The 4,897-nt window shown below is 73.5% G+C and carries 5 protein-coding genes and 1 rRNA gene; 5 read left to right on the top strand and 1 reads right to left on the bottom strand.

The window, feature by feature from the left end; genetic code table 11:
* The first annotated feature begins 9 nt into the window (after positions 1 to 9).
* From rrf to EYA84_RS26450, 4 genes are all read left to right on the top strand, one after another.
* Positions 10 to 126 (top strand): 5S ribosomal RNA (gene rrf, locus EYA84_RS26465).
* Positions 127 to 277: 151 nt separating this feature from the next.
* Complete coding sequence (locus EYA84_RS33940; protein WP_275540817.1) at positions 278 to 2,002, top strand: hypothetical protein; 1,725 nt, start codon at positions 278 to 280, stop codon at positions 2,000 to 2,002.
* Entirely contained in the window at positions 1,969 to 2,976 is a 1,008-nt protein-coding gene (locus tag EYA84_RS26455; RefSeq protein WP_236145966.1) for a lipopolysaccharide assembly protein LapB, read from the top strand. The genes EYA84_RS33940 and EYA84_RS26455 overlap by 34 nt, the downstream gene beginning before the upstream one ends.
* On the top strand, positions 2,973 to 3,992 hold the full coding sequence (locus EYA84_RS26450) for an HAD-IIA family hydrolase (protein ID WP_131056386.1): 1,020 nt from the start codon (positions 2,973 to 2,975) through the stop codon (positions 3,990 to 3,992). Before EYA84_RS26455 ends, EYA84_RS26450 begins: the two co-directional genes overlap by 4 nt.
* A gap of 57 nt (positions 3,993 to 4,049) precedes the next feature.
* On the opposite strand, the gene EYA84_RS26445 is transcribed toward EYA84_RS26450, so the two are convergent.
* Entirely contained in the window at positions 4,050 to 4,388 is a 339-nt protein-coding gene (locus EYA84_RS26445) for an SCP2 sterol-binding domain-containing protein (RefSeq protein WP_131056384.1), read from the bottom strand.
* 113 nt (positions 4,389 to 4,501) lie between these two features.
* Here EYA84_RS26445 and EYA84_RS26440 point away from each other — a divergent pair.
* Positions 4,502 to 4,897: hypothetical protein (locus EYA84_RS26440; RefSeq protein WP_236145965.1), on the top strand; the 396-nt coding region annotated here is incomplete at its 3' end.

Genomic DNA, 4,897 nt, shown 5'->3' with positions numbered 1-4,897 from the left:
TGATAAGGTTACGGCGGTCATGGCGGAGGGGAAACGCCCGGTTACATTCCGAACCCGGAAGCTAAGCCCTCCAGCGCCGATGGTACTGCACCCGGGAGGGTGTGGGAGAGTAGGACACCGCCGGACACACGTTACAGTCGAGGGCCGCCCGGAATCGGGACGGCCCTCGACTGCGTTGCGTCGTGGAACGACGTATTCAGGAAGGATGTACCAGTGAGTTCTGGACCTCAGGGCGACGACCGTCCCCGGGGCTACGAGGGACGGCCCGGCGACCGCGATGGCGACAACCGCCGTGGCGACCGTCCGTCGTACCGCGACGATCGCGGTCGGGAGCGTGACTCCCGCGACGGTGGACGTGGCGCCGGCGGTTACGGTGCTGACCGTTCCCGGTCCGGTGGCTTCCGTCGGGACGGCGACCGTCGTGAGGGCGGCTACCGAGGCAGCGACCGGGGCACCGGCGGCGGCTTCGGTAGCGACCGACGTGGCTCCGGTGGCGACCGGGAAGGCTCCCGCGGCGATCGCGGCACCGGCGGCTTCCGTGGTGAGCGGCGTGAGGGCGGTTTCGGCCAGCGTCGCCAGGGCGATGACCGACCGGGTTTCCGCCGCGACAACGACCAGCGCGGCACCGGCGCCCGAGGCGACCGGCCTACCGGTGGCTTTCGTGACGGTGACCGCAGCACCGGCGGTTTCCGTGGTGGCGACCGTCGCGAGAGTGGCTTCCGTGGTGGCGACCGTCGTGAGGGTGGCTTCCGGCCGGAGCGTCGCGATGGTGGTGACCGTCGTGAGGGTGGTTTCCGCAGCGACCGCCGGGACGGCGACAGTCGGGACAGCGGCTTCCGCCCCGACCGTCGTGACGGTGGTGGCGAGCGTCGTGAGGGCGGTTTCCGGGGCGGCGAGCGTCGTGAGGGCGGTTTCCGGGGCGGCGACCGTCGTGAGGGCGGTTTCCGGGGCGGTGACCGTCGTGAAGGCGGCTTCCGGGGCGGTGACCGTCGTGAAGGCGGCTTCCGGCCGGAGCGTCGTGACGGTGGTGACCGTCGTGAGGGCGGTTTCCGTGGCAGCGACAGTCGCGAGAGTGGCTTCCGTGGTGGCGACCGTCGTGAGGGCGGTTTCCGGCCGGAGCGTCGCGATGGTGGTGACCGTCGTGAGGGCGGCTTCCGTGGCAGCGACAGTCGCGAGGGCGGTTTCCGTGGTGGCGACCGCCGCGACGGCGGTTTCCGTGGCAGCGACCGCCGCGACGGTGAGCGTCGTGAGGGCGGTTTCAGCAGGGGCTCCCAGGACCGGGGTGGTTTCCGCAGCGACCGTCGCGATGGTGACCGTCGCGAGGGCGGTTCCCGTGGTGAGCGTCGCGAGGGTGGTTTCCGGGACGGCGGTTCGCGGGACCGGGACGGTGCCTCGCGCGGTCCCGCACGTGACTTCGGCTCGGGTGACCGTCGTGAGGGCGGGTACCGGCCGGATCGACGGGACGAAGGCTCTCGCCGGGGTAGCGACGACCGCCGTCAGGGCGACGGCGGTGGCTACCGGCGTACCGAGGGCGGCTTCGGCGGTGCCCGCCGGGAAGGCAGCGCACGCGACGGTGACCGTCGTGAGGGCGGTTTCCGGGGCAACGATCGCCGCGAGGGTGGCTTCCGGCCGGACCGTCGGGACGGCGACCGTCGGGACGGCGGCTTCCGTGGCGGTGAGCGTCGTGAAGGCGGCTTCCGGGGCGGTGAGCGCTCGGAAGGTGGTTTCCGGGGCGGTGACCGTCGTGAGGGTGGCTTCCGCGACCGCGCGTCGAGCGGCTCGGGCTTCCGGGACGGTGAGCGTCGGGACGGTGGCTTCCGCGACGACCGGGACCGACGTGACGGGTCGGACCAGGCCGAGGGTGGGCGTACGCCGGCCCCGGTGCTGCCGGACGAGATCGTCGCGACCGATCTCGACAAGGACGTACGCGCCGAGCTGCTGTCGCTGTCGAAGGGGGTCGCGGACAGCGTGGCCCGGCACCTCGTGGCGACCGGGCAGCTGATCGACGAGGACCCCGCCGAGGCGCTTGCCCACGCGATGGCCGCCCGTCGGCTGGCGTCCCGGATCGCCGCCGTGCGTGAGGCGGTCGGCCTGGCCGCGTACCACGCGGGCGAGTGGCAGACGGCGATCGCGGAACTGCGGACGTACCACCGGATGAGCGGTGTGCAGAGTCACCTCGCGGTCCTCGCGGACTGTGAGCGGGCGCTGGGTCGGCCCGAGCGGGCCATCGACCTGTTCCGTGGAGCCGAGCAGGAGAAGCTGGAGGCCGCCGTCGCCATCGAGCTGCTGATCGTGGCCGCCGGTGCGCGAGGCGACCTGGGTCAGCGGGACGCGGCCGTGGCCATGCTCCAGGTGCCAGAGCTGACCACCGACACGGCCCAGCCGTGGACGGCCCGGCTGCGGTACGCGTACGCGGACGCGCTGCTCGCGGTGGACCGCCGGGCCGAGGCCCGGGAGTGGTTCTCCCGTGCGGCCGAGGTCGACGCCGAGGCGGAGACCGACGCGGCGGAGCGGCTGCTCGAACTCGACGGCGTGGTCATCGAGGGCGACGACGAGGACGAGGCCACCGAGGAACTGGTCGCGGGCCCCGGCACTCCGGGTGCGGTACCGGCCCGGCCGGACAGCGAGCTGACCGAGGACGGGCGCCCCGACGACGTCGATACGGCCGAGGACGCGGTCGACGACGTTGCTGGGGTCGAGGACGAGCACACCGACGACGTCGACGCGGTCAGCGACGATCGTGCCGACAACGACGCGATCGAGGACGAGGACGCGGTCGGGGACGACCGGGTCGTGGCCGTCGAGGCGGAGTCTCGTGGTGACGAGGTCGTCCAGGCGGATGCCGTGACGGCGTCCGACGCTGCGGCGACGAGTGGTGCCGTGACGGCGTCCGACGTCCCGGCGGCGAGTGGTGTCGGCGAGTCGTCCCCGGCGGACGGCGAGCGGTCCGGGGATTCGGAGACCGAGCGGCGATGAGCGGTGACGGGGAGCGGCTGGTCGACGGGTACGCCCTGGTCGTCTTCGACCTGGACGGGGTGATCTATCTGATCGACCGGCCGATCCCCGGCGCGGTCGAGGCGGTCGCCCGGCTGCACGGCGAGGGTCGGGCGGTGGCGTACGCGACGAACAACGCCTCGCGCCGGCCGGCCGACGTGGCCGACCTGCTCACCGGGATGGGCGTACCGGCGCGGCCGGACGAGGTGCTGACCAGCGCGGCCGCCGCCGCTCAGCTGTTGGGGGAGCGGCTGCCGGCCGGCGCCCCGGTGCTGGTGGTGGGTGCCGAGGCGCTGCGGGCGGAGATCCGCGAGGCGGGTCTGACGCCGGTCTCCGGTGCCGACGAGTCGCCGGTCGCGGTGATCCAGGGGTACGGCCCGCAGGTCGGCTGGGCCGACCTGGCCGAGGCAGCGGTGGCGGTACGCGGCGGGGCCGCGTGGATCGCCACCAACACGGACCGGACGCTGCCCAGCGGGCGGGGCCCGCTGCCGGGCAACGGTTCGTTGGTCGCCGCGCTGGCGACCGCGCTGAACCGGCAGCCCGACGAGGTGGTGGGCAAACCGTCGCCGGAACTGTTCGCCACCGCCGCGCGACGGGCGGGCGAGGGCCGGTCCCTGGTGGTCGGTGACCGACTGGACACCGACATCGAGGGTGCCAACCGGGCGGGACTGGACAGCCTGTTGGTGCTCACCGGCGTCAGTGACGTACCCGAGTTGCTCGCCGCGCCGCCGGACCGCCGGCCCACGGCGGTGGCCTGGGACCTGGCGGGGCTCTTCGAGCCGACCGCGATGGTGCGGGTACCGGCGGCCGATGCGGAGCACGGTGGTTGGCGCGTCACGATCGGGCCGGACGGCTGGGAGCTGACCGGCGCGGGTCGACCGCTGGACGCGCTCGCGGCGCTCTGCGCCGTGGCGTGGGAGCGTCGGCCGGAGGGTGTGCCGCGCCCGGGTTCGCCGGAGGCGGCGACGGCGCTGGAGGCACTCGGCCTGACCGGCTGAGCCACGCGTGCCGAGAAGTGCCACCGCTCCTGTCCGGTGCGGTGAGCGTGCCGGCACTCAGAGCAACTTGCGCAGTTTCATCAGGTCGAACGGGTTGGCCTTGATCGAGACGCGTCGGCTGGCCACCGCGCGGGTCACGTCGAGGTCACCACGGACCAGGGCGATCAGGTCGTCGCTGGTGGTGGTCATGGCGATCTTCGCCTTGGGATCGTCGCCGTCGGTCAGCCCGAGCAGCCGTCCACCGGTGAGTCGACCGTGGAAGGCGGTCTCCAGGTCGCTGATCCGGCAGGCCAGGGTGCGGTCCAGGTCGACGTGCTCGCGGACGGTCTCCGCGTTGCGGTCCAGCCGCGCGGCCAGATCCTGCAACGCCTGCCGACACTCGTCCACGGTGGCCACCGTCGCCTCCTCGCCTCACACCACGTCGTACTCCGGGCACCGTACCGCACGGGACCCCGACCGCGGCCCGGTAGCGTGACACCTGCCGGAACCGCGGGTGAAAGGACTCAGGCATGCAGGACGCGTGGCGCGCCTACCTCGAACTGGCCATGGGCCTGACGGAGGCGCCCCGGAAGAAGGCGCAGGACGCGGTACGCCGGTTGGCCGGTTCGACCGGCGCGACCGCCGCACAGCTCCAGACGTTGGCCGAGGAACTGCGCTCGACCGGCGCGGAGAACCGGGAGGCGCTGACCAAGCTGGTGCGGTTCGAGGTCGAACGCGCGCTCGGCGCCGTGGGGCTGGCCACCGCCGACGAGGTCGAGGAGTTGGAGCGGCGGGTACGCGAGCTGGAACGCCGGCTGCGCGCGGCGGCCGACACCACCGCCGTACCGTCGCCGGTCTCCGGAGGTCCGGAGGTCGGCACGCCCGCCGACCTGGCGGCCGAGGCCGCCGCGACCGGGCTCTTCTAC

Source organism: Verrucosispora sp. SN26_14.1, from assembly GCF_004307965.1.
GTDB lineage: Bacteria > Actinomycetota > Actinomycetes > Mycobacteriales > Micromonosporaceae > Micromonospora.
Note: the sequence above shows the minus strand (reverse complement) of the source record. Positions and strands in the feature narration are given on the sequence as shown.